Below are 26,466 nucleotides of genomic sequence, written 5' to 3'. Positions count from 1 at the left end.
TAGAACCAACTATTTTTCACTAATATCAATATTAAAAGCTCCAGCAAGCATTAGCTGAGCGTCATAAGGTGTTTTGTTTTTCAATAATTCCAATTTTACCTGCTCAAACTCATTGTCAGATAATAAGACGCCCTCTAACCTTGTACGATTATTATCATTCAATATATCACGCCATTGATCATAGAGGTGATTAACAGTTACGCCTGAATAATCAGCCAGGTAATCCCAACCTTCACTTTTCAACTTTTCTATAACGGCTTCTTCAAATTTATCTTCTGCCATGAATTGGTCTAATCTTTCTATGTGTGTATTTTATAATTGTAGCTACGCCATTGCCCAAGTATTTTTCACCTCTATAGTAAGCTAATGGATTAAATTGTTAATCACATGTTACTATATTGTTTTTGCTGATGATTTTCCGATAAACATTCTAATATCTTGCGATTTATCATCTATCGCGTAGATAATCTCTGTAGGTGCAGTCAATTTATCGATAATATTTGAGGCTATTTCATCGACAGGTTCGCCAAAAATAGGCTGAACCATGTTGTTAAATTCATCTTCAAGTTCAACAGTGGCATTCTCTTTTATTGTCTCTGAATGTTTTTTGAATGCCTGTGATTTATTTCCTAGAAATTTTGTTGCTTTCCCAGGAATTTTGTTTGTAACGTGCCCTAATGCCTCAACCGCTTTAGTACCAACGTCACCAACGGTGTCGGTTTTTGTAATGACGTTGAGTGCTCTCTCAATAATAGGTTCTTTTACTTTCTTAATATAATCAGTGGCATGATTAGAAAAACTCGATTCATACTCTCTCTTGAATGTATCAATTCGTTCTTCAATAGTTTTTGAATCAGTCCCTATTTTAACTAACGACGTAATAATAGTTAGTCTGACCAACCAGGATAAAGAATCCGCAAAATAGGCCATTTTGAAATCCATCATGAAGTCACTATTTTGAATATTTTTTAACATATACGCAATTTTGGCCGCATCATTTAGCCCTTTTGTTTTTAAAAGTTTTGACTGATCAAATTGGTTAAGTAAAATACGGAATTGTCTGAAAATAACTTGTGCGTCGTTTGCCAATTGGCTTAGTTCTTGTATATTAGCTGACGAAATATTTTCTTGCTGTGTAATTGTTTTGATTCGTGCATCGATAGTCTGTAATACAGCCAATTTTTCGGCGTGCATCATACCAATAACGCTATCTAACTTTGTAGCAATATCGTCAATCTTTTGATTGATTTGATTGAACTGTTGCTTGATAATAACTGTTGTCAAAACGGTTAAGGCTACTGCGGGATTTGCGAAGGTAGACGATAATGCGCTAACTTGTTTAAATCCAGAATGACTAATTATTTTTCCCCCATCACCTTTCACCATTGAGGATAATGTTTGATTAGCATACTGCTTTAATTGTGTTACTGGTACCGTGTTTGTAAAGAGGTGTAGGCCCTCAGAAGAAAAATTTAAAGTTTGGGTTAAATTGTTCAACCCAGACATTGAACTACCAATCACTTCGCTGTTAATTAAAATTTCCTGAAAACCATCAGACTTCAAATTATTAGGGGCCGTCCGAATGAGACTTAGTTCGTCACCTATTGTATTTTGTAGAACAATCTCGTTAGCAGTACTAATGACACTTTTCTCTTCCATATTCTCAATTTTCTCCAAAGTTAAGTTAATTATATTATGACACTATTCAACGTAAATTGACCATACTAATTGAACAAGATTGCGTTCTATCAAATCAATAATCTAATTTAGCTTTTAAACAGCACTTGATATCACGACAGACGCCAAAAAGCCTGGTTTGAGTGTCCCATCAAATTAATTAGCATTATATAAAATATCCAGAATTTTAACTTTTTCATCAGGACTAGCTTTCTTATATCTGTTTTTCAGTTCATTAACACTCTGTGTTCTCGCCCTGTAAGCTGCCATACCGTTCAAATTATAGAATTTGTGATACAAATTCAAATTATTTTGGATGGCCTGACTATTAAGATGTTGCAGCTGCTCAGTTGCTAATTGTTCAATAGTTTCATTTTCTGTATTTTTCAGTATTAATGTTAAATCCGCTTCAGAAATGTCGGGTGTTTTAATTGATTTAATTAACCCGTATTGCTTTAAAGCCATTAATCGTAGTTGATCATCTAGTATACTTGACATCTGTTTCTCCTGTTTAACGTCACTGGGACTTTGCCACAAAAAAACCGCGCTCGATATACGAACACGGTTAAGTGACGTATATCCGTTTACAGTGGAGCACCTTACCGGTCGGCAGGTTGCTGCTAGGTCAAAGTGTGTAACCACTCACTAGCTCTTGATATAACACGTGATTTATTTGTTGAATTAAATTTATAATATTTCTTTGCTAAAGTCAAGGCATTTCTTAAGTAAAATTATTTATCAACAATTAACTGCAACAAACCCCAGTATAGTGTAGCAATAATCTCAGTCTTATAAATTTATACTAGCCGTAAGGATGATATGCTAAACTTATTTTTAACAAACAAAAATAACTTGAAAGAAATAAACAATGGCCACTCATACTATCTATCAAATTGAAGCTAAACTCGATGATTTCCAACCAGTCATTGGTCGAACGATTTTGATTAACGCGGAACGCTCCCTAGCATATTTTGGTTATACCTTAATATCTGCTTTTGGATTAGAAGGCTCCCACCTATTTGGTTTTCAAAAGAGTTTTGAACCTTTTAATCATCAGCAATCTTACTATTATTTATTACCAGAAATGGATTTACCAAAATTCGTAGCACCTAGTAAGCATTATAGTGTCATGGAAACAAATTTGAATCAATTTTTTTCGTCTTCAAATCCCAACAATCAATTTACATTTCAGTACGACTTCGGAGATAATTGGAAGATTTCTTTAAACGTTGAATCAATAGAAACAAAAGAAATATTGTTGCATGACATTCCTAGGGTCACTGGAGGATCGGGCTATGGATTAATAGAAGATATCGGTGGCAATTCTGGATTACATGATTACATAGAGACATTTGGCAGTGGTGAGCTTGATCATTATCATCAGATTTTTGGTAATCAACTACCCCACCTTCGTCCTTTCTCGTTGCCCATTGCCAATGAGAAGTTGAAGCCCGAAATAAGCATTTTGAAGCGTCAATACGAAGATAATGAGTAGATTTGAAAACTCTAGTTATTGTTTTTAGTGAGGTTCTATAATATGGTATAGGAATGTTTAATTGATAGTAGTTACTGGAGTGTGAGATGAAAAAAGCGATAACTATTATTTTGGTTTTGGTATTGTTTGGATTACTATTTTTAAATCCTACCCTGGCTTTTGTTGGATTGGTAATTTTTGGATTAGTCATGAAATTCGTTAACAAAAAATAATATATATAGCGGGTACAACTATAATGATGTTTAGACGAAAAAGTAGAACTAATACATGGCTTATCATGGTCTTGTTGGTTGTTATTTTAATTGTCGGTTTGATTGCTGGTTTTAAATTAAATAGCCTTTTCAATAATCAAGATGCCGGAATTCAAACCAGTCAGTCAACTACAGCTACCATGGTTAAAAACCTTGAAAAAGTTGATGAACATGTTTTTTTGAATGTCGGTATACAAGATATCGAAACAAGACAAAATAATCTTAAAATACCATGGACTCACATAGGGGTACCACTAACAGAGAAAAAAGCGATAATTATTTTAAACTATGATGCTAAGTTGGGAATCAAAAGCCAGTTAAGATTAAATATAATGATAAGAACCAAGTTGATATTACAGTACCTAAATTCGACGTTATTGGTGTCGAATTAGATAAGAAAAATCCTTACCAACTTTATGATGACAGTGGCAATGTTTTAAGTGCATCAACAAAAAACGTAGATACGGGACAACTTGTTTCTCAAGCACTTTCAAGTAGTAAACAAGAACATTACTTAAAAGCATACAAAAACATGATTCAGGATTCGGCTAAGGATTATTACACCACACTTTTCAAGTCGACTGGCCCAGAAACAAGTGTGAAAGTGAATTTTGAGTGATAGAATATTGCTACATAACTACTAATTTAAAAGACGTCTAACACCAAAAATGTTAGACGTCTTTTAAACTTGTATATTTTCATGGCTTGTGTGCATAAAAAAATCAACTGTTCACGTACCAAAAAGTATGCGATCTGTAGTTAGTGAAATACTGATATTTTACCAAGTGCGTAGTAGGATATCTATACTTTACTTTAGATCAGAATAAAAGTAATTAGTAGCCAACATCTTGATCATTAATTATCGATTTTACAAGTTGGGTTTCGTTCAATTTCATTTCTTGAGAAAACTCATAATATGTTAAACCCTTATTGTCCGGTATTATCAAACCCAATTTTGTGATAATAATATCTTCTTGATGCTTCACATTATTTTCAAAAGTGGTTCCTTCGTTCAAATACATTTTGGATTCAGGATCTGATTCTGATTCGTTGTTGTTTGCTGGATAAATGTAAAACCCCATTTTGGCATTAAATCGAAACATATATGCCAAAACTTGTAAATAGTCTTTATTTTCAATGTTCTTAATGGGTTTATATTTAGCGTCTGCTATTATTCTTTTGTTACTATTTTTACTAATAAAATCAGGATAAATTCGTCCAATTTTGGAAAAATTGTTGCTTTTTGAAAATAATTGCTGCGCATCGATACCTGACTTATTTTTTAGATGATAGAAAATTTCCCTTATCAACTTATTGATGTATTTTTCCCAAAGACATTTACCATCAAATAATATGGGCCAATGTGATAGTTATCATTCAACTCCTCCGTTGCTGAGATTTCACTATTTGAATTTTTTAATTTTTCAATAGCTTGCTCTCTAACACTGTCGTCCAGATCATCTGGCATTGCTAATTTGTCAAAGGCTTTTTACTTCCGGCGAATTGTCAAACTAAGTGCAACGGTTTGTCAAAAAATACTTCATATGGGGTTTCATAGTTTAACACTTTGCGAGGACGTTGATTTAATTCAACCACACATTAATACAAATATTGTAAGTCACTAGCCGGCGTTGGGTAAGCCAATACCAACCGTTGTAAATCTGGTAAAGTCACGTGTTTTTCAATTAACAACGTGAAGTAGTTAATCATCTCGTCGGCAACATCACTTAGAAGGGTAGCACCCACAACCTGCCCACTCGCTTTAGCAACCACTACTTTAGCTTGGGCTTGTTGTGCGCCAAAGCGGTAATAAGTGAACCACTTCGTCATATCAAGTGTATTGACACGATACTCATCTGGATGCTCAGTCGCCGCGGCCGCGCTGATCCCGACTTGCGCTAACTTGGGCGCTGCAAAAACCTGCGTTGGCACAACGGGATACTTTATGGCTGCGCCGGGATGCGTCAACTCACCGACCAGATAACGCGCTTCAAAACCTGCAACTGGCGTTAACTTCGGTACCGGTGTATCGCTGACATCCCCAATGGCATAAATGTGCGGGTTGGCCGTCTGCAAATGATCGTTGACTTGAATCCCATGCCGATCAAAGGTAACGCCCACGTTGGCTAGACCTAACTGGTCCGCGTTCGGAATCCGTCCCGCTGAGCTGATGACCAGATCCGTTGTCAGCTCGAAATTATCAGCTGTCAATTGTAGACCGGTCGCCGTTTTAGTAATTGCTTGGACATCCGTATTCAAGTCAAACGTGATTCCATCAGCCGTCATTGCGGCCATCAAATCCTTAACCAAATCTGCATCAAAAGCTTTTAACGGGCGGTCATTATGATGAATCACGTGCACATCAGCGCCAGCGGCATTCGCAATCGTCGCCAATTCAAAGCCTACGTAGCCACCACCTACGAATGTCACGCGTTTAGGCATCTGGTCCAAATCTAAGAAGTCAGTGCTCGTCTTAAAGTATTCGTGCCCGGTAATCGGTAGAATCGCCGGACGCTGACCAGTGGCAATCACGTAATCAGTCGCACTGACTACTCGATCCCCGACCGCTAACTGATTGTCGGATTGAAAGTGCGCTTGACCATGTAACGTCGCAATATCTTGCCCCTTTAGTCCGTTCAACGTCCCATCGTTGATGCCATCCGTATAGCCTCGTTTAAGCGCCATCAGTGCTGGCCAATCAATTTTGGGCGCACCAATCAGGCCCTGCCCTTGTAAATGTTGCGCTGCTTGTCGCGCTTCGACGGCGCTTAATAGGATTTTCTTAGGGTCACAACCGCGGTTAGGACAAGTGCCGCCCCACAGATCCGCTTCAACGATCAACACTGTCTTGCCCTGAGCCTTTAATCCGCTAGCCATGGCATTGCCGGCTGGTCCGCCACCAATCACAACAACATCGTACTGTTCCGCCATTCGAAATTCCTCCTTAAATTCATTAGCGACCATCAATTATCACAACCTAGTGTAACTGATTCATCCTTAATTGACGATTAAGATACTTCTTCATGTTGACTCAAGTAAGCCACGATTCGTTGGCTATCCAAATAGCCAAGAACCCGATTTTCTTCCGTGACCGCCACATAATCGTGATCTGTCAATGCCGTAAAGGCGGTGCGTAACGTGGCTTGAACGTCTAACGATTGAATCCGACCACTCGCAACACTGGGTTTTTCTGTGAGATAACCCTGAATAAGCCCTACACGCCCAACGTAGACATCATAGACATTTTTAGCTCGGCTCGCGCCAAAGAAGTTCCGCACAAAGTCGTTCACTGGATGCTGAGCCAGAGCAGCCGGCGTATCGACTTGTATTAACTGACCGTGTTGCATGACACCGATCCGGTCACCCAACTTCAACGCCTCATTCATATCATGCGTCACGAAGACGATCGTGTTGTGATAGCGGGCGTGTAGCCGTAAGACCAAGTCTTGCAATTGTTGCCGCGAGATGGGGTCTAACGCACTAAATGGTTCATCCATCAAAACAATATCTGGTTGCGCCGCAATCGCCCGTAAGATACCGATGCGTTGCTGCTCACCACCGGATAATTCTGACGGCATCCGGTCACGGTATTCCTTTGGATCGAGGCCAACTTCCGCCAATAGCTCATCAATCGTTTGATTAATTTCCTTCTTAGCTGTCCCTTTCATTTCTGGAATCACGGCGATATTTTGCGCCACCGTCATCGTTGGGAACAAGGCAATTTGCTGTAAGACATACCCCATTTGCCACCGTAGACTTCGGACTGGTATCGTGGTTGTATCAGTACCATTAACTAGGATTTTACCAGCCGTCAATGGCTCTAAGCAGTTGATCATTTTAAGTGACGTCGTTTTGCCACTCCCAGAAGTCCCTACCAAAATAAATAGCTCACCCTGGTCAATCGTTAAATTAAGGTCGGGAATCACGGTCTGCCCATTAAAGTCTTTCTGGACGTGTTGAAATTCAATTGCCGTTGTCATTTAACGTCCCTCCTTCAATAAACCGTGCTTCACAAGATAGCGATGTGCAACCGTCGAAGCGGACTGCTTCTTAACATTGACTTCATAGTTCATTTCTTGCATATCAGTTTCTGAAATCTTTCCTGCTAACTTATTCAACGCTTTAACGACCTTAGGATGTTTGTTGGCAAAGCTCGTCTTCATCAACGGTGCCCCTTGATACGTTGGGAAGAAGTGCTTGTTATCCTTCAATAAGGCCAAGTGATACTGCCGTAACTCACTATCCGTCGCATAGGCATCTACCAAGTTGATTTTCCCCTTACTGATAGCTTCATAGCGTAGCGCCGGCTCCATCGACTTTGCAGTCACGTCTAACCCATAAGTCTTCTTGATTCCTTTTAAGCCATCATTACGATCAATAAACTCTAGGGTCATTCCGGGTTTCAGAATCGATTCAACTTGCGTTAAGTCGCTGATTGTCTTCAAATGATGTTCTTGTTGAAATTTCTTAGTCACTGCCAATGCGTACGTATTGTTATACTGCATCGGCTTCAAGTAAGTCATTTGTTCCTGTTTAGCGAGGCGCTGTTTGGCGAGCTGATAGGTCTGGTTAGCTGTTTGACCAGCTGGGTTATTCCCCTTACCTAAGGTCTCCAGCACCGAGCCAGTAAATTCAGGATAAATATCAACCTGATTATTCTTTAACGCGCTGAATAAGAACGTGGTCTTGCCAAAGTTAGGCTTGAGCGTCACATGAACATGCTCATCTTCAGCTTCAATCAGCTGCTTATACATATTAATCAAGATTTCTGGTTCAGAACCGAGTTTACCTGCAATCGTAATTGTTTCAACTCGATTGGCATAAACACTATAAGCCCCGCCACCACCTAGTAAAGCTAAAATACCGACAAAGACAATTAAGGCGTGGCGTGGTTTAGCCGTTTGAAACCACCGAACGAGCGCACTCAGCAGAATTGCTAACAATGCTGATGAGATAGCCCCAATCAATAATAACGAGGTATCATTACGGTCAATACCGAGCATGATAAAGGTCCCGAGACCCCCAGCCCCAATCAAAGCGGCCAAAGTAGCCGTCCCAATAATTAAGACGAGCGCGGTCCGAATCCCAGAAATGATCTGTGGTAGGGCAATGGGTAGTTCAACTTTAAACAACTTACGCATTCGTGACATCCCAAAGGCATCGGCGGTCTCTTCAATTGAGGCGTCAATTTCTGAGATACCCAAATAAGTATTTTGAAAAATTGGCAGTAAAGCATAGATCACCAGCGCAATTACTGCTGGCACCGTTCCAATCCCAACTAACGGAATCAATAACCCTAACAGTGCCAAAGACGGAATCGTCTGTAAGACACTCGTGAGCTGTAATAATCCCTCGGCACACCGTGGTCGTCGAACGACCCAAATAGCCAACGGAATCGCAATTACCATTGCGATGACTAATGATGCTAATGAAATCCCCAAGTGTTGCCATAGCGCAGTCAGCAAATCCCCGCGTCGATCTATAAACGTCTGTATTAATGTCTGCATGCTAACCTCCAGTGCTCACCTTTATTGCTTAATAACTTCTTAATTATCCATGTATTTAATCGTAGCATAATCCGCCAAAAATCATAGTAATACGCACCGGCAATTCACTAAATTTTGTAACTATTGTAGTTTCACATTAAAATTATTCATTAATTTAAAATGAAGCTGGCTAGTTTTTACAAAGCTATTAGATGAACCACTCAATGGATTATCATTACCACTAAGGAGGCCCCAACAATGGCTACGATTCATCTTTACCTTGCAAGTACCAACCACCAATCGACCAACATCACCGCAACAACCCCCGCTGCCTGGGTCGTCATTCTGAGATATGCTGACCATCAAAAGGCGCTAAACGACGGTGGCTACGGACATACCGAAACTTCACTGGCCTTGAGTGCTCTGACCACCGCACTCGCCACGTTGAAACGTCATGATTTACCCGTTCATATTCACACCACAACTGAACAAGTGGCGGCGGTTATTAGCGAACAACGTTATTTAAGCTGGCAGCAAAACAACTGGGACGTTCCCGAAGCCGACCAACCAGACCTACCCCAATGGCAAACGCTGATTCCCATTATCGAAGAATTTCCCAACCTCACCATCACCTACCACCCCGTGGACGATCCCGCGATGACCACCGCAACGACTATGCTAACGGCGGTGATGACGAAGCTATAAAATCGAACTCATTTCCTGTCAGTCATTTTGGACATAAATAAGCCGATCGTATACTTGACGGTCGGCTTATTTAGTTGAATTAATTTCTTCATAACTACTGTTACGATATCGCAACAAATTCTACATATAGCTTATTTCGGTTCTGGTGCAAATTTTCCTCGCTGACTTGATTTTAGTATACTGGGTGCCAAGAAACGAGGGATTGCGCGCATGAATCACTTTAAGGGACGCCACTTTCAAAAGGACATCATCTTAGTAGCCGTTGGCTACTATTTCAGATTCAGTCTCAGCTATCGTGACATCGTTGAATTGCTTCGGGATCGGGGTATCACTGTTCATCACACCACGGTCATGCGTTGGGTTCATCACTATGGCCCCATCTTTAAGGCTCTATGGCGTCGGCATCAAACAGCTCACGCTAAAAGTTGGCGAATCGATGAGACCTATATTCGAGTTAAAGGCCGTTGGGCCTATTTGTATCGCGCTATTGACAGTAACGGTTTGACCATGGATTTTGAGCTACGAAAACACCGCGATTATACCGCATCCTATCACTTTTTGAAGCGTCTCTTGACGACCAATGGTCGGCCTGATCGATTAGTCACTGATCAATAGCTGGTTAGATGGTCATCTCTCACACTGTTTGCACCAGATCCGATAGTGTTATTTAATCTCGCTAAATCTCTTAATGATTGAAGATAATAACTTATGCTCCTATGTAGAAGTTCTGCCCAAGCATTAGTATCAAACTTATCTTCTGGTATGTTTTTAAATATCTTATTCAATTCACTAATAAAAATTTGCGTTATTTTTACTTCACTAATTACAGGTAGATTAAAAGGTGTTTGTATTATTTTTTCTAAATAACTTTCTCCATTATCTTTTTGAACTTCTTCAAGAGCACGAGTTACAATATCATAATCAAAAGCTAATAAGTAAATGGTATTAGGAAAATCGGCAATAGACTGGACTAATTTAAAAACACTTTGGATATCGATAGTTGACAACCGATCAATATCATCAATTAAAATAATAAATTTTATATTGTTTTTTTAATTTCAGAAACTAAATCATCTTTAATTTTCTGTATATTTTTATTTAGCGCACTATTTGATAATGTTTTTCCGAAAATATTTAGTAATTTAGAGGCAGCTGTACCTAGAATCCCTACTCCTGGGACAAACGTTGTTAATCCCAAAACATCACCTAATATTTGTAATTGATCTCCTAATTTCTTTTTATCTTTTTTTCCTATAAAATTGCTTGAAAGTTGCTTGAAAGTTGCTTGAAAAATTGATTAATTAATTGGCTTTCGTCCGTAAACATCCAAGGATTGAACCTAATAATTTCCGGTTTGTTTACATCATTTTTACTTAAATCTAATAAGTATTCCACTGTCATGTTTAACACAGAAGTTTTACCAGATCCCCATTTGCCGTACAGGCCAATGTTAAAACTATCACTCTGCTTATAATCTAAAATTGATCGAGCTAGCTGCTTAGCAAATTGTTTTCTGTCGAGTAGATCATCATTGGATGATTTAATTGGAACATCAGGATTGAACATTTTTTCCTCATCTAACATTAAATGTATTTTGTTATATCAATATTGCGTAAATTAACTACCAATATAATTGGCACTTGCCATAAAGCTTACTGGTTGCAAATCAATATTCTTCATTTGGCTGCCAGCTATTTTAAAGAATTCAATATTATTCATTTCTACTAAATTACCGAAATTATATACTCTATATAGGAAATAATTATCAGGATGCTTGTTTGCAAAATTCACTTCGTTGCTAGTCATATAAAATGGTGTGTTTTTGCCTTGAGTAGTGGTCTTTACTTCAATAAAAATTTCATTTCCTTGGCTATCAAAAGAAAGAATATCATACCCTAAGCCGTCTCCTTTAGTTTGGGAAACGTGTTCAATTCTTTGGGATAAATCAGGAACATTACTTAATATATTCTTTTCGTACTTCAAAACAATTTCCTCGCCCAAAAATCCAATCATTGAGTTCTGTTTCTGGAGTGCATCGTAATCAATTGTACGGCCTTTTTTATCTGGTTCTTTTACTTTTGAGTCAGTTTCTGTCAGCTCGATTTTTGGTATTTTTTTAGCTATTTTTTTAATGTTATTGTTATTCAACAATGGATTCAAGTTCAAATCTAATGATAGTATATAGTCAATATTTTGCTGAAGATTTTTTCATTAATTAAATCAGCTTTAATTTCATTTAAACAAAACAACATATCTTTTAAGTCAATTAGTAGTTGATCGTTATCGGGTAAATTATCACTATCATATTTGATACTAAAAATATTTCCTAATTCATAACCTGATACTAAGTTATTTTTATTTTGTAAAGAACTAGTTAGATCAATAGGTTCAGTTGTCATACAATCTGTTCTATTAGCTAGTGTACTTTGCCAATATCTTGAAACTTTGCTAATGTTGTTTTTTTCATTTCTACCGTACGTATCATTAAAGAAGGTCCACCCTTGATTCAGTGATAAATAAACACTACTCATATCTGGTGAAAACAAGTAAACAATATCAAATCCTTTTGTTGCAGAAGTAGATATAGCTGCATCAAATAAACCAATCCATGGAACTGTAGCCCAATTCCCTTTCCCTGCTGATCCCTTTGTTCTGATATTTCCAGCTAGAAAATCATCACTTACTGCCTCTTTTAATCCACTTCTCAAAAGTCTAGCAAATTCGTTATTTTTGAAAGACTTGTCTTTTTCTTGTAAATAGTTATTTAGAATTTTCTCTAATATGTCACGTATTGTCATCTATTTTCCCCATAATATACTTTATGAATATTGTAGAACAATATGTTTTGTAATAATAGAGACATTCAAATAAATAGCACGTTTCATATCATTCTTTTTATTAACTAACTCACTTTTTATTTTTTAGTTTTTCACTCACCTATGATATTCCACGACATAAGCCTTAGGCGCAACTTATATGCCACTATAAGTGCTCATCTCATCGGTCTTATGATTTTCTTCAACACAGTACCAGACTTTTCTCTCTGTACCTGCGCTTGATTGATCGTTGATAATCATATAAAATTAGGTTATTGAAAATAACTTTAAATTTTGATTCTCATTAATAACGTTGTCGAAGGCATTATTTTATCAATCAAGAGTATATTTAGTTTTCAATGTACTGAAACACAGCTAGTAAATCTAGTTGTGTTTTTTGTGCTTATTTTCAATGTTAATACTTTCTTATTAATTATTTGTATTTGACAAAAAGAATAAGCACAAGGAATGTTACAGAAGTATTTCAACTCCTGTTTCACACCTTATGCTTATAAGTTTATACTTTAAGGCCATTGCGTCTAACAAATCTTGACCCTCTAATCCAGACAAGTCCTTATATTCAGGTGAAGATTGTGCGACTTCAACGTTTACCTTAATACCAGCTTTTTCAGTAGTATCAACTTGTTTATCAAGGTCTGATGTGGCATTGTCCAAATCTGCTTGACCTTGCTTAGTGGCATCAGTTTTTTCAGTAGTTGCCGTTTGATAAGCCTGATCGTTTGCTTGTTGTTTTGCCGTGGCATCTTTAACAGCTTGGTCTTGCTTATTCAAATCAGATAAAACCTCATCTGTTTTTGATGAAGCGTCGTCATCACTGATTGTGACATCAGTTGTTTTACCAGTTGTGACATCAACACCAGCATTAGATGCAGTTTTAGCATCATCTTTTACTGTATCTTGTGCCTTATCAACTGCATCAGATGCTTGGTCTTGCGTGACACTTGTACCAGCAGTTGTTGGCACTGTGCTTTTTTCAGCAGTTGAAGAAACGGTCGCAGATTTAGTGGGATCATCAGTTGTCGCTTTGTCCGTAGCTGTATCAGTTGATGAAGCAGTTAATTGAGCTTGCTTGTCATTTTGCGTGGCATCAGTAGTTTTAACAGCTTGTGCATCAGCATTTGAAACCGTATCGGCACTGACTTGTGTAGTGTTAGCACTCACAGCAACACCAGCTACTGCAACCGCCCCAACAACCCAGAGCTTACCAGATTTGTATAATTTATACGTTTTTGAATTTTGCATAATTTTTAAATAAAAAAGGCTACTAATTTAGTAGCCTACCCTTTCTCTCAAATATTCTTTTGTACTTGATTGATTAAATGTAAACCTCTAAAGGTTCGTTGAACGATAATAAATAAAAAAGTCAAAACACTGGCAACTATCATAGCGACATGTAGTGATTGACCCAAACTCATAAAGAGTAAAAATATAGGGAGCATAGACCCAATATAGACGAGCCAAACCCCAAACATAAAGCTAAAATAAATCATTTTTTGTGTCATTGTAACAACTAAAAAAGACTGATTATTTAATCAGCCTTTTAACCTTTCTATTAAATTTACTGAACAGCAATCCTGTCAGCCCAGCCACTAACTCAAATTAATAAAATTTGATTTTAATTTTATTCAGGCTTGATGACATTTTTAACCTCATTTTGAATAAGTTTAATTTTACTTTTGTTTGAATCTTTAATAAATAATGGCACTGTTTCTTCCAGTACATCACTCACTTCTAGCCCATAAAAACTACTTGGTTTAACAGTATGTGATTGCAGCCATAATCTACCAGATATAATAAAGCGGTCCCAAGTATGAATGTCTGGTAGATTAAGTAAATCTTCATAATTTTGATTCGCCATAATATACTTAAATTCTCCAACAGTTCCTCGCTTATTAAGCGTATATTTAGGAAACTGTGGTTTTATAATATTTTGTTTAACAAGATTATTGGCAATTTGCTTCATGTACATGTTGACTTGTGGTTCAACTTTAAATCCAATGTTTAACGTAACATGTACGATATTGTTAGTACCCAACATATCGACTGAATAGCTTTTTTCATACGGATCGTTTGATGAGCGTATAGTAACAAACCAGTATGTTTCAGCTCTTTTAGGTTTTGAGCCTAGAATAGAGTATATGATGTTTCTTTTTAGCATGTAGTTTTGATGAATATTTACAATATAAACTAAATTCGAAGCAAAGATTGGCTCTTCATTATCTTTCGACAAATTAATAAGTTGTTTTCTGTAATCTTTTAAAGAAAGATAATCATTTTGTTGAGATATGGCCTCACGACGTTTATTACCATAAAACCAAATCATCATAACGCTTAAAATAGCAACCATTATAATCAATGTTGCATAACCACCATGTAAAAATTTACCAAGACTTGCTATCAAAAATACGGTTTCAATCATTCCAAAGATGACCACAAAAAAGAAAGCCAAAATTTTATTTTTCATTTCTTGCTTAATAAATTGATACAGTAACAACGTTGTCATCAGCATTGTTATTGTGATTGAAAGTCCATAAGCAGCTTCCATGTTATGAGAAGTTTGGAATGCCCATACAATAATCAAACCTATAATGCATAGTAGCCAGTTCACAGTACCAATGTACATTTGCCCTCTTGCTTCACTAGGGTAAAAAGTACGCAAACGAGGAATGACCTTTAAATTAATGGCTTCACTGACTAAAGTGTATGCCCCAGAAATGAGAGCTTGAGAAGCAATGATTGCTGCTAAAGCGGCCATTACCACTCCAAAAATCCGCCACCCACTTGGTAAAATCTCGAAAAACGGATTAGACGATTGCATCAACAGATTTTCTTGATTAGCATGAGACATAATCCAGGCACCCTGTCCCATATAATTCAGGATTAGCATGGTGTAGACAAAAATCCAACTAACATAAATGTTATGCTTACCAACATGACCCATGTCAGAATATAGCGCTTCAGCACCAGTAGTAGCTAAAAAAACGCTTCCTAAAATAAAAATTCCAGTCTTGTTCTCAGGACTAAATAGAACAGCAATGGCATATGTTGGTGACAGAGCTTTAAGGATTGATAGATCACTAAAGATGTTAACTAGACCAAAAAAACCAATAAACAAGAACCAAGTAAGCATGACGGGTCCAAAAATTTTTCCGATTTTTTTTGTACCAGCTTTTTGGAATGTAAAAACAATTAATAAAATCACAGTCACTACAAACAAAACTATGGTTTGATTATTTGGAAAAATAAATTCGCCTATCCCTTGCCCCTTTAAGCCCTCTATAGCTGTAGTAACTGTAACTGCTGGAGTCAATGTTCCGTCGGCTAACAAAGCTGCCCCACCAATTAAAGCTGGTAATAATAGCCATTTTTTATTAGGTTTTTTAACTCTGCTGTATAGAGCAAAGATACCACCCTCACCATGGTTGTCAGCTTGCAAAGCTATGATAACGTACTTAATAGTAGTAATTAACATTAAAGTCCAAAATACTAATGAAACAGAACCAATAACAAAAGTGTCAAGATTATGGGCGCTTTTTGCACTATTCAAGATAGAATTCATTGTATATAGTGGCGAAGTTCCAATATCACCAAATACTATGCCTATTGCAATTAGTGCACCAGCCGAAGACCACTTTGACTGATTTTCTTTTAACATTTTTATAACTTCCAATACTGTTTATTTTTAACTCAACCAGTATTATTGCACAATACAAAAAATATTGCATCATTTTTCTATTATTAATTTATTTAATGTAAATTAACTTGTTACCAAAACAACTTCGCATTTTTTTTGCTCTTATACTAAAAAAATGGACTATTTTTATTCAGTCCGTAAAATGAAAGTATAGGAGTATTTTTATGTCAATTCGTTATTCACAAGATTTCAAAGATTCATTGGTTAAACTTCACCAAGAAGGCCGTTCACTTAAATCATTAGCAGAAGAATTTGGTCCGTCGAAAGATTCTATTGCTATTTGGGTTAAACAAGCTAACCCAATCATGATCAAGGGTCAGTCAAAGACTTTAAAAGACGTCAAGCAACTAGAGAAGCGCCTCGCTATTTTGGAGGAAGAAAACGAAATTTTAAAGCGAGCGGCCATCTTACTTGCTCAGAAGTCAATAAATTGGACTATTTTTATTCAGTTACTTAGGCAACATTTGAGATACGATTGCGATTATAAAAATTGATATACCAACCAATGGCTGCTTGGACTTCAGTTAATGTTTGGTATGCCTTCAGATACACCTCTTCACGCTTCAATATTGAATGAAACGCTTCCATACGGCCATTATCGTACGGATGGCCTTTGAGTGAATATGAATGTTTCAAGCCATAATTTTGGCATTTAATATTAAACTCAGCACTCGTGTATTGTGACCCCATATCTGAATGAATAATTAATGGCTTTCGATGCTTATCTAACGCCATCTGTAAGGCACTTGTGGCTAGCTCGGCTGTCATTGTATCGCCAATTTTATAGCCCAATACTTTTCTCTTCTCAGGATCCAAAACGGTCGCTAAATAGACCCATCTGTGATTAGTCAACTGAATATAAGTGATATCTGTTTGCCAAACACCGCTCAAATCATGCAAGTGTCTAATCAGATTGGGTTTTTGATCAACCGTCACAACAGTTTTGGGTTTGCGATAACGTTTTTGCATGCGGGATTTAATCCCTAATTCACGCATCAATTTGAGTGTCATATACTCAGATACTTTCGGACCGTCGGTTTGTTGACTATAAGCAGCAATACGACGATAACCATAAAATTTAAAGGTTTTCCAAACGTCTAAAATATAAGGTTTCAGGGATTCTCTACGCTTTTCTTGTCGACTGGGTTGCCAATGGCGCCAGTTGTAATAGGTACTGGGTTTGATTTTAAGTGCACTTAAAATACGCACAAGCGCGTAGCCTTGTGCTAAAAATTGGTTAACTAGCGGCAATCCCACATTACGGACTATTTTTTGGCTAGTAAGATGGCCGCTCAATGCCTGTCAGGCTATGCGTGATAAAATTTCGTTTTCTTCCTCCAAAATAGCGAGGCGCTTATCTAGTTGCTTGACGTCTTTAAAAGTCTTTGACCGACCCTGAATCATGACTGGGGTAGCTTGCTTGACCCAAATAGCAATAGAATCTTTTGAAGGTCCAAATTCCTCTGCCAATGATTTAAGTGAACGTCCTTCTTGGTGAAGTTTAACCAGTGAATCTTTAAAATCTTGTGAATAACGAATTGACATGAAAATACTCCTATACTTTCATTTTACGGACTGAATAAAAATAGTCCATTTTTTTAGTATAAGAGCAGGCGACGCCGCTAGGACTAGACCACCATTCGTGTTCGCTTGTTCAGACATCACGACTAAATCGCCCTTTAATGGATTAAAGCCCCGCTCAACATTCTCAACACTGGCGTAGAAACTTTTTGAATCAATTAAAAAGAACACGCCACGCTTTTCTTTGCTATAATCATATTCAGTTGTGATTACGTTTTCCATCAGCAACCTCCAAAAACAAATGTGTATAATCCATTGTACGAACAAATGTTCGATTAAGCAAGCGAACAAAACATTAAATTTGTGACAAAATCAAAAGCTATGCTATAATGAAGACATAGAAAAGAGCCGTAGCGCTAACTACGACTCCTAGCAATCCCGTTTCGACGGTGACTAAATCTTAGTTACTTGAAAAATAACCGTTATCAGCCAAAGATAAGACGGTTATTTTTTTTTGCTAATTTTTTCGATTAACAAAACTACAAAAGTCAGAAGCTTATGATGAATCCACCAAAGGCAAACATGACCAGTAGCGCGTCCGATATGGACACAAGGCCTCTCCTTTCCTAGAATGTGTGTTTATAGTGTTTACACCATAAGCGCCACCTCCATTCAGGATAGCCACCGTCTTAACTTGATTGCTTTAACTAATATAACACACCCTAAAATAGCAATTGGTCTAAAACTCAAACACTTGTGAAATTTTAAAAAACAGGTATTAAAATAAGGCTTCCAAAGACTTTGTGAAAGTTTTTTTGGCAACCTTATTTTTAACCGCTTTGAAACCTTTTTCTGTTCTTTGAGCAAATCTAACATAAAATAACGAAGTCCAATAGTGTCGTCTAACTCTTTAAAGAAGCTACCAATTTTTTTTGTTCTTAGATATCTAAATGTTGATTTAATCCTTCGAACACAACATTAAATATATAAAAAAATCGTAATTTTCATTACGATTCAGAGTATAGCCTCTTGCTGAAGAGGCTATTTTATATATGATTTTTAATTATGGTATTTCAGTGCAAAAAATGAATTAATACTCCTCCCAAAATTAGAACGATTGCGCCCCCCATTCGATTTCCCATTTGAGCGAAAGCAATCATATCCATTCGATTTGAAGCGGATAATACCGCCACATTACCTGTGCCGCCCATACTATTGTCCGCCATTCCTGCAGCAATCGCAGACTCAACAGGATAAAGCCCAAATAGCTTTCCAATCACGGCACTCGCAACACCCATTACAACGACACTCGTAAGCGTGAGAAGAACAAATTTCCAAGTCAATGATTGTTCCAATACATTCAAGTCAATTAACGCCAAACCTATGCCAGCCAATACTGCGTGTGTCAAGTTACCCATTATAATTTTGTTAAACATGACTACTGACTCTTCAAGCTGATCCGGAATCAAATTAAATGCCTTAGCGATAATAACTAAGATAATAATAAAAGCATAGGCGTGAATTTTTGGAACAAAACTATTTAAAATTGTGCCAACCAAGAAGAACGAAAATGCTAGCATCATGCCAACTCCGATACGAGTAACGTCTAGATTCTTTATTGGTTTACTTTTCTCGTCCTCATTGATTGGTAATAAAACACCATGGCCATCGTATTTTGTGTTTGCTCCAACTTTTGCAATTAATGCTGCACCAATAACGGCAAGAACATTCCCTAAGGTAACGGCAGGTATTAGTTGAGAAAACATTGAGGCGGAACTGACACCTAAACCTTGAGCATAAATGTGCGAAAGTGGCACCGCTCCAGCACCTATACCACCTGCCATCATTGGCATAGAAACAAACATTACGGAATGCCCGAATCCAAGTCCCAGTAACATACCAACGAGACCAACAGCAAAGAATCCTATAACCATGGCTGCTAATGATACTGGGATAAATCTGACAGCCGCTTTAAGCAATAAGTTACGATTCATTCCTAGAATCGCACCAACGATTAAGGCGGCGATATAAAAGTCTAGTAATCCTTGGTTATTTAAAAATGTCTTAGTAGCATTCACAACGTTTGAAGGTATGATGCCACTTGTTGCTAGAGCAGCTGAAGCGAAAATGGTGAAAACGGATCCACCACCAAGATATGATTTGAAAACTGGTAAAATATTGCCAATGTAGTAGAATAGATGACCAAGTAGAACCAATAACAAGGTTAAACCAAGCATATTAAGTGGCAGCTTGTTGAGTGAAATTGTGACACCAAGTATGACCAGCATCAAAATATACAACGGCAAGCTGACACCACTGATTTTTATTTTTGTCATATTATTTAAGTCCTAATTAGTACTCCGCAGACCATTTAGCATCTTGTACGGCTTGCTTTGGATCGGCAATTTTTTCACGATTAAGTCCCTGCTTTAGAACACTTTGTGCTGTAATTTCAGCAATCTTTTGTGAAAACTCAGTAAGATTTGAAACTGGTGGCAGTACTGCTGCTCCTGGTTCATCAGCATCCACTAGACCACCCAATGCATGAATAGCAGCTGAGATTGTTTCTTGTGTTAACAGCTTAGCAGTTGAGGCAACAAGACCAAAGCCTAAACCGGGATAAATCAACGCGTTATTGCCCTGTCCTATTTTATATGTCACTCCTTTGTAGGTAACATTCGCTGCAGGAATACCAGTTGCTATCAAAGCTTTTCCATCAGTCCATTTAATTAAGTTTTCTGCAGTTGCTTCAGCTAATTTTGTTGGATTTGACAAAGGAAAAATAATTGGGCGTTCTGTATTTTGTGCCATCGATTTTACAATTGCTTCCGTAAATGTACCTGGCTGTGTTGAAGTACCAATCAAAACTGTTGGACGTATCTCATTGACCACTGCTTCCAAATTGTCTAATTGTTCAGAGTTAACAAGTTCCTTTCTTGAACGTGTGAACGCCTTTTGCGCTTCAGTTAAATCTTCAGTATCATCAAATAATAATCCTTGCTTATCCACAAGATAGAAATGGCTGCGAGCCTCTGCATCGGATAACCCAGCTTGTTTTAATTCTGAAAAAATCTGATTAACAATACCCATACCAGCTGTACCGGCACCGAACGTTAGGAATCTTTGATCAACTAGTTTTTCTTTCGATATATTTAGAGCTCCGAATATTCCTGCCAAAACAATCATTCCGGTTCCTTGAATATCATCGTTAAATGTGGCAATGCTGTCTTTATATTTATCCAAAATTACTTGTGCATTTGAACGTCCAAAATCTTCCCAATGCAATAATGATGCTGGGAACAATTTTTGTTCAGCAGTTACAAACTTATCTATGAATTCAAGATACTTTTCACCAGCAATACGTTCATGTTTGTTCCCTAAATACAAAGGATTTTCTAATAATATTTTGTTATTCGTACCTGCATCAATGCTTACTGGTAATACTGTTGCCGGGTCTATTCCAGCTGCTGCTGTGTAAACCATCAATTTACCAACGGCAATATCAACACCATTGACCCCCCAATCGCCCATGCCTAATATACCTTCAGCATCAGTCACAACAACTAGCTTTATATCTCTGCCATCAGCGACACTCTTCAATGAGCTCTCAATATTTTCTGGATGATCGATTGACAAAAATGCTGCATTTTGAGGATTAGTGTAAATTTCATTATATTGTTCAATAGACTCTGCGACAATAGGATCATAAACAATTGGCATAAATTCTGAAACATGTTGATCCATCAAGTGATAGAACAATGTCACGTTTTCATTAAACAAATTCATAAGAAATGTTCTTTTTTCAAGTAAAGGACTTTTCGCCTGAAATTGTTTGTAAGCTTGTTCTGCTTGTTCTTCAATCATTTGTACTTGACTTGGTAATGTGCCAGTTAAGCCCAATTGCTCACGCTCAGCTGCAGAAAATGCCGTTCCCTTATTTAAAAATGGATTACGCAAAATGCTATACCCTGTTGTAGTCATGTTATTTCCTCCAAAAAATTTTGTATTTTAATTAACAACATATTTGACTATACATGGTCAATTGTTTTATAGTCAAACTAGCTATTTACTATAAATTTATTTTATATACATCATGATTGTCATTGATATAAAGGGGTTTCTAATGAAAACAGAAGATTTCAAATACTTTAATGAATTATATACAAAAAAAGTTTTACCAAAGTCGCCCAAACATTTAATGTTAGCCAGCCATCTATTAGCACTGCTTTAAAGCGCTTAGAATCTCACTTCCAAAGTAAGTTAGTTATAAGAGGAAACTCACAAAATGAACTAAAATTCACCCCAGCAGGTGAACAATTATATAGACACACCCATTCGATTACGACGGAAATAGAAACTGCCATGCATGAACTGAATCACTTAAAGTCACATAGTACAACAATTGGTTTGCCACCAATGCTAAAGAGTGCCTATTTTGCTAAAATTGCAGTGGCTAGTAAAGAATTTGATAAGCAATTTAATATCCAAAATATGCACATTTTTGAAGCTGGATCTAATGTATTAAAAAAATCACTAATAGATGGCGATGTTGACATTGCATTATTAGGCTCATTGGATAGTGACGTTACTAATGAGTTATTGCAGGAACCTTTCGTTCAAGCCAATTTTAAAATATACGTCTCTAGTAAAAACCCACTTTCTCAGAAAGAGAGTTTATCTTTTTCTGATTTAAAATCCGAACACTTTGTTGGTCTCGATTCTAGTTTTATTCATAATCGAGCTATGGCCTATTTTGCTAGTACAGGTAATATCAGACCAAAATTTTTTATGAAAACGTCCGATATTAATTTTTTAATGAATATGATTTCGGAAAATCTTGGTATTGCTTTGTTAGCTGATATCGTTAAACCAACAATGCCAGACATAATTACATTATCAATAAAGGATGATCATCAACCTAAATTTGTTGGTAGCATAGCGTTTAGAAAAAATCATCTACTGACCTCAGAAGAAAGGATGCTACTTACTATTCTTTCCAAATATTCACTTACATAATTCTGACATGCTCGCGAACGGCGTCAACCAGAACAGTGCCAAGTAAGCGTACTTAAAATACGGACAGATGTGTGCTCTTATACTAGAAAAATGCACTATTTTTATTTAGCTCATAAAATTAAAGTTCAGTATTTCAAGATATTTGACTTTTTTCTTCTGAAATTATGTTAATGGTAGATTCCAAGAATTAATTATTTATATACATGATAGATACTGAAAACAAATTCGTTAATTAAGGCCATCTAATATTGTTCAGAAGTCAATAAATTGGACTATTTTTATTCAGTAATTATAACCCAATGTTACATGATTACAATATATTAAACGAAAATATATGCATCAAATTTTGAAGTACTAAAATGATTTTCGGTGTAATTGTCAAAAATATAATCTAGCAATGTATTTGCTAAGAAACTCCATTTTAACTATAAAAAAGTAGACCCCAAAAGCAAAAAACTTCTAATTTTGATACAGAATTAGAAGTTATTTGCCAAAGTAGTATTGCAACAGACTTTCACCAATGACTGTAGGTGAAAACTGAAACACAATGATAAAGATAATACTAGGAATCTGAAAAAATACATAAAAGTTGCTGACCAATCATGAATCCATATGGCACTTTTAGTAATGTATTGTAAAATGTACGGTATTCCTGCAATCATTAAAAATATAACCAAAATACCAGCAAACAAAGGTAGATTTATCTTGTACAATGATGATAATGAAATAACAGCCAATGCATTTCCAACTAAATACAAGGAAATAGAAAACAGTAACGGCCCATTAATAATGCGCATTATAACTCTAATTCCTAGTTGATTATTAATTAAAATTAATTTTTGCTTTTTATTTATCTTTTTCACTTATTAGGCTCCCATATTATTCATATTAAAAATACATAACTTTTAGCTGTAATAATTTCATTGTCAAAACAAAATGCCTTAAATAATCAAAAATAAAAGCACATACAGCATCGGAACAACAATAATTACAAAAGATATTAAAAACCAATCGAAAATAAATCTTTTTTCTTTAGTTAGATAATATAAATTAATATTGAAACTCATACTAATAAACAACAAAGTCAATCTGCTAATCAAGTATGATATATCTAAATCGGTTAAGGTGCTATCTAATTTAATTTCGACCCACAGAAAAGATACGAGCGCCATCACTAAAATTAATATGTTAATAATAAAGACAATAATACGCACTAAAACTCTATACTTTTGTAAAATCATCATCATTTTTATATCCCCTCTAGCTCACCTGAATCATTTTGTTCATGAATCCTCTACCAATACTGTCTTATTGTTTTTTATCTCACATCAAGGATTATTCTTTGTCTAGTAAGATGGCCGCTCGTTTTAAAATCTAATTTTCTTCTTGCCAAAATAACAAGTCGTTTCTCTAATTGTTTTGACATCCTTCAACGTCTTTGACTGACCCTTAATCATGACAAGGGTCGCTTGTTTGACACAAATAGCAATAGAGTACTTTGAACGTCTAAATTCCTCGGCTATTGATTTAAGTGAACGTTTTTTTGTGAAGATTAACCAGTGAATCTTTAAAATCCTGTGAATAACGAATTGACATAAAAAATACTTCTATACTTTCATTTTACTGACTGAATAAAAATATCCTATTTTTTAGTATAAGAGCAAATCAAAGCGATGACAAACAGTTACCCTTTAGGTATTTCCTGCACCTCTTATTTAAGAAGTTCATTTACCGTTGTGATTTCATATTTCCCAAAATTACTCCCGCTTTTTTTATAATTATAAACTAAGTTGTTATCAATTCCTAATTATAATTTAATTGGCAAATTTAGGATTGCTAAATTTATTTTTTCATTGGAGAACACTTTTTGCTTGTGTCAGGCTATGTTTTGTACGCCTTCAAATAAATCTCTTCACGATTTTAAATTGAATTGAATGGAACGTTTCCGTATGAACACTGTCCCAAGGACAGCCAGGTAGATGATTTTTTGATTGTTAGTTTGGCTTCCAATATCAGCAATTGGTCTAAAACATAGTCGCTTGTGAAGTATGTCAAAAATGTGTGCTTGTGAAATAGAAAAATGCGTACTTAAATTAGTTTGTGAATTTTGCAATTTCACAAACAAAAAACAGGCCCTTGAAAGCCTGTCCCTGCGTTACTTTGTATAGTCAGTCTTATGTTAACTTAAATTGGTATATATCACTTTTTAATACAAATATCTATAAATGAAGTTAACTGTTTAAGTGTTTTGACTGTAAAGTGCCAAAATAGTACTGAATTTCTGTAAAATTTGATGACTTATTCAATATTTCATATTTATCAATCTGCCATAATTTAAATTTATCCGGTTAATTCCCGAAAGCTGTCGTATATTAATTTTTATAATCGGAATCGCATTTCAAATGTCGCCTAATTAACTGAATAAAAATAATCCAATTTATTGACTTCTAAGCATTTTCTGGAGGTTTTTGGTATTTGGATTGAATTTCCAACGGCTACACTAATCTTTTTAAAATTCGGAAATATTGAAAACTTAGGTAAAACATCAAAATTTTCATGCATACCAATTGGTATCATTTTAACTCCCGTGACGTAGGATAAACTTTCTGCGCCATTTTTTCCAAAATACATATTCCCAGTTGGGGTTCTAGTTCCCTCAGGATAAATGACAACGACTGCCTTTTCAGTGATCAGCTTATCTTTTAGAACCATCATAGAAGACATGGCGTTTTTCCTCCTGTCAACAGATATACTATTTAAAGATAAATGCCACCATCTTGAAAATGGTTTTTCAAAAGCCTCTTTCTTGGTTAAAAAATAAATAGCTTGATTTGGATTTTGTTTTTTTAGAAGATATAAAATCACAAAATGATCCATGTAACTACTATGATTAGCGATGATTATACGCGGCCCATTAAACTTTAGATTCTCTAAACCTTTTACGTTGCCAACAAAAAAACTTACAGTTTTTGTTGTTAACTGTGTAAGAATCGTATTTGTTAAACTCATTTACGTACACTCCTACATCTATATTTTTTCCATATAGTTGGTTAACTCTTTGATACTTAGTAGTGGTAAGTTAAACCTTTTGGACATAGTAAGCAACTGAGGTAGTCGTGCCATTGTTCCATCTTCATTTAGAATCTCACAAATAGCGCCTACTGGCTCCTCATTTGCTAATTTAGCCAGATCTACTGCAGCCTCAGTATGACCATTCCGAACTGCAAACCCACCATCAAGTGCTTTGAGAGGGAATGTATGTCCAGAGTGAACAAAATCTTTCTCTGTGCTTGATGGATCTGCCAAAACTCTGATAGTTGCTGAACGATCAAACGCTGACACTCCTGTTGTAACGCCATGTACTGTCTCAGCATCAAACGAAAAAGTGAACCTTGTTCCATTGCTCTCTGTATTATTTGCCACCATCTGAGTAAGACCTAAACGGCGTGTAATACTCTCTCCAACAGGAGTGCATAGTAATCCTCTAGCATGTGTAACCATAAAATTTACATTTTCTGGACTCATTTTTGCTCCAATACCAACTAAATCACCTTCATTTTCTCTATCTTCATCATCCACCAGAATGATTAATCCACCTGTTTTCATATATTTAACAATTTCTTCTACATCAGCCATTATTTGACTACCTAAGCATACTTTTATTTTTGTCTCTATTCACACCGAAATATCAATAATTTTTATCGAAATACTGATATTTCATTGAGTATTTACAATTGTCTGTATTTTTGGTGATCATCATCTACTTGATCCTTTTCTTATTCAA

General features: G+C 36.2%; 26 protein-coding genes and 3 pseudogenes. 7 read left to right on the top strand and 22 right to left on the bottom strand.

Features of this window, described 5'->3' with window-relative positions; all coding sequences use genetic code 11:
• Positions 1-9: 9 nt before the first annotated feature.
• The 3 genes from HFP47_RS03820 to HFP47_RS03810 all read right to left on the bottom strand — a co-directional run bounded on the left by HFP47_RS03820 (position 10) and on the right by HFP47_RS03810 (position 2,175).
• Positions 10-282: a hypothetical protein gene (locus tag HFP47_RS03820; protein WP_257229708.1), complete on the bottom strand. Its 273-nt coding sequence runs from the start codon at positions 280-282 to the stop codon at positions 10-12.
• A 111-nt stretch (positions 283-393) separates the two neighbouring features.
• A complete protein-coding gene (locus tag HFP47_RS03815; protein WP_179876058.1) occupies positions 394-1,659 on the bottom strand; it encodes a hypothetical protein in 1,266 nt (421 codons plus the stop codon).
• A gap of 174 nt (positions 1,660-1,833) precedes the next feature.
• Positions 1,834-2,175, bottom strand: a complete 342-nt coding sequence (locus HFP47_RS03810; protein WP_179876057.1) for a hypothetical protein — start codon at positions 2,173-2,175, stop codon at positions 1,834-1,836.
• Positions 2,176-2,545: 370 nt separating this feature from the next.
• On the opposite strand from HFP47_RS03810, the gene HFP47_RS03805 reads away from it, so the two are divergent.
• The 3 genes from HFP47_RS03805 (at position 2,546) to HFP47_RS10635 (ending at position 3,815) form a co-directional block, all read left to right on the top strand.
• A complete protein-coding gene (locus tag HFP47_RS03805) occupies positions 2,546-3,172 on the top strand; it encodes a plasmid pRiA4b ORF-3 family protein (protein WP_179876056.1) in 627 nt (208 codons plus the stop codon).
• Between the two features lie 86 nt (positions 3,173-3,258).
• The gene (locus tag HFP47_RS10640; RefSeq protein ID WP_004899686.1) at positions 3,259-3,384 is read left to right on the top strand and encodes a hypothetical protein; all 126 of its coding nucleotides are present in this window, start codon (positions 3,259-3,261) and stop codon (positions 3,382-3,384) included.
• A gap of 23 nt (positions 3,385-3,407) precedes the next feature.
• Complete coding sequence (locus HFP47_RS10635) at positions 3,408-3,815, top strand: hypothetical protein (RefSeq protein ID WP_228117383.1); 408 nt, start codon at positions 3,408-3,410, stop codon at positions 3,813-3,815.
• Between the two features lie 441 nt (positions 3,816-4,256).
• On the opposite strand, the gene HFP47_RS03795 is transcribed toward HFP47_RS10635, so the two are convergent.
• The 4 genes from HFP47_RS03795 to HFP47_RS03780 form a co-directional block, all read right to left on the bottom strand.
• Entirely contained in the window at positions 4,257-4,733 is a 477-nt protein-coding gene (locus tag HFP47_RS03795) for a hypothetical protein (RefSeq protein ID WP_218925554.1), read from the bottom strand.
• A gap of 289 nt (positions 4,734-5,022) precedes the next feature.
• Positions 5,023-6,354, bottom strand: coding sequence for an NAD(P)/FAD-dependent oxidoreductase (locus HFP47_RS03790; RefSeq protein ID WP_011679769.1), 1,332 nt, complete (start codon positions 6,352-6,354; stop codon positions 5,023-5,025).
• Positions 6,355-6,431: 77 nt separating this feature from the next.
• Positions 6,432-7,403, bottom strand: coding sequence for an ABC transporter ATP-binding protein (locus HFP47_RS03785; RefSeq protein ID WP_179876055.1), 972 nt, complete (start codon positions 7,401-7,403; stop codon positions 6,432-6,434).
• Positions 7,404-8,930: an ABC transporter permease/substrate-binding protein gene (locus HFP47_RS03780; protein WP_011679767.1), complete on the bottom strand. Its 1,527-nt coding sequence runs from the start codon at positions 8,928-8,930 to the stop codon at positions 7,404-7,406.
• A 237-nt stretch (positions 8,931-9,167) separates the two neighbouring features.
• On the opposite strand from HFP47_RS03780, the gene HFP47_RS03775 reads away from it, so the two are divergent.
• Both HFP47_RS03775 and HFP47_RS03770 read left to right on the top strand, forming a co-directional pair.
• Positions 9,168-9,614: a ribonuclease H gene (locus tag HFP47_RS03775; protein ID WP_179876054.1), complete on the top strand. Its 447-nt coding sequence runs from the start codon at positions 9,168-9,170 to the stop codon at positions 9,612-9,614.
• A 210-nt stretch (positions 9,615-9,824) separates the two neighbouring features.
• Positions 9,825-10,226: pseudogene (locus tag HFP47_RS03770) on the top strand (IS6 family transposase); the annotation flags it as partial.
• On the opposite strand, the gene HFP47_RS10630 reads toward HFP47_RS03770, so the two are convergent.
• From HFP47_RS10630 to HFP47_RS03745, 8 genes are all read right to left on the bottom strand, one after another.
• On the bottom strand, positions 10,223-10,621 hold the full coding sequence (locus HFP47_RS10630) for a P-loop NTPase fold protein (protein ID WP_257229707.1): 399 nt from the start codon (positions 10,619-10,621) through the stop codon (positions 10,223-10,225). The pseudogene HFP47_RS03770 and the gene HFP47_RS10630 overlap by 4 nt on opposite strands.
• 32 nt (positions 10,622-10,653) lie before the next feature.
• The gene (locus tag HFP47_RS10625) at positions 10,654-10,812 is read right to left on the bottom strand and encodes a hypothetical protein (protein WP_257229706.1); all 159 of its coding nucleotides are present in this window, start codon (positions 10,810-10,812) and stop codon (positions 10,654-10,656) included.
• Between the two features lie 53 nt (positions 10,813-10,865).
• Positions 10,866-11,180, bottom strand: coding sequence for a KAP family NTPase (locus HFP47_RS10620; protein ID WP_257229705.1), 315 nt, complete (start codon positions 11,178-11,180; stop codon positions 10,866-10,868).
• A gap of 51 nt (positions 11,181-11,231) precedes the next feature.
• Positions 11,232-11,762: a DUF3883 domain-containing protein gene (locus tag HFP47_RS03760; RefSeq protein WP_179876053.1), complete on the bottom strand. Its 531-nt coding sequence runs from the start codon at positions 11,760-11,762 to the stop codon at positions 11,232-11,234.
• A gap of 20 nt (positions 11,763-11,782) precedes the next feature.
• Complete coding sequence (locus HFP47_RS03755; protein ID WP_179876052.1) at positions 11,783-12,412, bottom strand: DUF3578 domain-containing protein; 630 nt, start codon at positions 12,410-12,412, stop codon at positions 11,783-11,785.
• Between the two features lie 489 nt (positions 12,413-12,901).
• On the bottom strand, positions 12,902-13,693 hold the full coding sequence (locus HFP47_RS10615) for a KxYKxGKxW signal peptide domain-containing protein (RefSeq protein WP_011679762.1): 792 nt from the start codon (positions 13,691-13,693) through the stop codon (positions 12,902-12,904).
• A gap of 47 nt (positions 13,694-13,740) precedes the next feature.
• A complete protein-coding gene (locus tag HFP47_RS10870; protein WP_041775239.1) occupies positions 13,741-13,953 on the bottom strand; it encodes a hypothetical protein in 213 nt (70 codons plus the stop codon).
• A 119-nt stretch (positions 13,954-14,072) separates the two neighbouring features.
• A complete protein-coding gene (locus tag HFP47_RS03745) occupies positions 14,073-16,106 on the bottom strand; it encodes a KUP/HAK/KT family potassium transporter (RefSeq protein WP_011679761.1) in 2,034 nt (677 codons plus the stop codon).
• Positions 16,107-16,309: 203 nt separating this feature from the next.
• On the opposite strand from HFP47_RS03745, the gene HFP47_RS03740 reads away from it, so the two are divergent.
• A complete protein-coding gene (locus HFP47_RS03740) occupies positions 16,310-16,639 on the top strand; it encodes a transposase (protein WP_257229704.1) in 330 nt (109 codons plus the stop codon).
• On the opposite strand, the gene HFP47_RS03735 is transcribed toward HFP47_RS03740, so the two are convergent.
• From HFP47_RS03735 to HFP47_RS03710, 5 genes and pseudogenes are all read right to left on the bottom strand, one after another.
• A complete protein-coding gene (locus tag HFP47_RS03735) occupies positions 16,599-17,402 on the bottom strand; it encodes an IS3 family transposase (protein ID WP_011679760.1) in 804 nt (267 codons plus the stop codon). The genes HFP47_RS03740 and HFP47_RS03735 overlap by 41 nt on opposite strands.
• A gap of 45 nt (positions 17,403-17,447) precedes the next feature.
• The gene (locus HFP47_RS03730) at positions 17,448-17,690 is read right to left on the bottom strand and encodes a transposase (protein WP_179876051.1); all 243 of its coding nucleotides are present in this window, start codon (positions 17,688-17,690) and stop codon (positions 17,448-17,450) included.
• 66 nt (positions 17,691-17,756) lie between these two features.
• Positions 17,757-17,948 (bottom strand): annotated as a pseudogene (locus HFP47_RS03725) (excinuclease ABC subunit A); the annotation flags it as partial.
• 791 nt (positions 17,949-18,739) lie between these two features.
• The gene (locus HFP47_RS03715) at positions 18,740-20,002 is read right to left on the bottom strand and encodes a 2-hydroxycarboxylate transporter family protein (RefSeq protein ID WP_059442524.1); all 1,263 of its coding nucleotides are present in this window, start codon (positions 20,000-20,002) and stop codon (positions 18,740-18,742) included.
• 16 nt (positions 20,003-20,018) lie between these two features.
• Entirely contained in the window at positions 20,019-21,647 is a 1,629-nt protein-coding gene (locus tag HFP47_RS03710) for a malolactic enzyme (protein ID WP_011679757.1), read from the bottom strand.
• 142 nt (positions 21,648-21,789) lie between these two features.
• Between HFP47_RS03710 and HFP47_RS03705 the strand changes: the two are divergent.
• Positions 21,790-22,682 (top strand): annotated as a pseudogene (locus tag HFP47_RS03705) (LysR family transcriptional regulator).
• 2,409 nt (positions 22,683-25,091) lie between these two features.
• Here HFP47_RS03705 and HFP47_RS03700 read toward each other — a convergent pair.
• Together HFP47_RS03700 and ribB are read right to left on the bottom strand one after the other, a co-directional pair.
• Entirely contained in the window at positions 25,092-25,691 is a 600-nt protein-coding gene (locus HFP47_RS03700; protein WP_011679753.1) for a lysophospholipid acyltransferase family protein, read from the bottom strand.
• 18 nt (positions 25,692-25,709) lie between these two features.
• Positions 25,710-26,318 carry a 3,4-dihydroxy-2-butanone-4-phosphate synthase gene (gene ribB / locus HFP47_RS03695; protein WP_179876050.1) on the bottom strand — a complete coding sequence of 203 codons (609 nt, stop codon included), beginning with the start codon at positions 26,316-26,318 and terminating at the stop codon, positions 25,710-25,712.
• Positions 26,319-26,466 lie beyond the last annotated feature (148 nt).

It is taken from the genome of Leuconostoc sp. DB-1, assembly GCF_013414845.1.
Classification (GTDB): domain Bacteria; phylum Bacillota; class Bacilli; order Lactobacillales; family Lactobacillaceae; genus Leuconostoc; species Leuconostoc mesenteroides.
The sequence above is the reverse complement of the archived record's forward strand: the minus strand, read 5'-3'. Positions and strand labels throughout refer to the sequence as shown.